At 68.8% G+C, this 1040-nt stretch carries 1 pseudogene; it reads right to left on the minus strand.

From position 1 onward, the window contains the following. Positions 1-27 precede the first annotated feature (27 nt). Positions 28-905 (minus strand): annotated as a pseudogene (locus AB0K28_RS51735) (IS5 family transposase). Between the last annotated feature and the right edge of the window lie 135 nt (positions 906-1040).

The following is a 1040-nucleotide window of genomic DNA, read 5'->3' on the forward strand; positions in this document are numbered from 1 at the left end:
CTAGGGCGCGTTTCAGAAGTGGTGGGCTCATAGCCAGGTGTCGATCACGGCGATGTGGACGGTCGCTTCGTAGCGCACGGCCAGCTTGTCGAACCGGGTGGCCACCGCTCGGTAGCCCTTGAGCCGGTTGATGCCGCATTCCACCGCGTGGCGCAGTTTGTACGACTCAGGGTCGAAGGCCGGTGGCCGGCCGCCCTGGGACCCCTTCCTGCGCCGGGCGGCGGCCTGGTCCAGCTTGATCGGGATGGTGGCCTTGATGCCGCGCCTGCGCAGGTAACGGCGGTTGCCGCGCGAGCTGTAGGCCTTATCGGCCAGCACCCGGTCCGGCCGGGTCCGGGGCCGGCCCCCGCCCAGACGTGGCACCCGGATGCCCTCCAGAACGGCCCTGAACTGAGGGCTGTCACCCCGCTGCCCGGCCGTCAGCACGATCGACAAGGCCCGGCGGCCCTGCTCGGTGGCCAGGTGCAGCTTAGTACTCAGACCGCCGCGGGAGCGCCCCAGCCCGTGATCGGCCGGCTCCTGCTGCACCCCACCGGGCGACTCGACCTGCAGATCCCCCTTTTCCGCGCCCCGGCAGCGTGCTGATGGGCCCGGCAAACGGTGGAGTCGACACTCACATCCCACGTGATCAGCCCGGCCGCGTCCGCCTGGGCCTGCAAGACGGTCAAGATCTGCTGCCAGATGCCAGCACGCTGCCAGCGCCGGAACAACCCGTAGACCGTCTGCCAGCAGCCGTACCGCTCCGGCACATCCCGCCACGGCGCACCCACCCGCACCCGCCACCGGATCCCATCGATGAGCTGCCGTTTCGTCCAGATCGGCGGGCGCCCCGGCTTCCGGCCGACCGGCAGCAGCGGCTCCAGCACCGCCCACTGCGCATCGGTCAGATCAGCCCGCCCCGCCACCGGTAAGGTATCCACGAGGTCTCCGTGCAGATGGTCTTCTTGGTCGTTGACTCATCTACCGGAGACCTCTTCTTTTGTCGATCTACGACACCTCAACGCGACCGTCACTCAGATCACTTCCGAAACGCGCCCTAG

It is taken from the genome of Nonomuraea sp. NPDC049504, from assembly GCF_040676845.1.
Classification (GTDB): Bacteria; Actinomycetota; Actinomycetes; order Streptosporangiales; family Streptosporangiaceae; genus Nonomuraea; species Nonomuraea salmonea.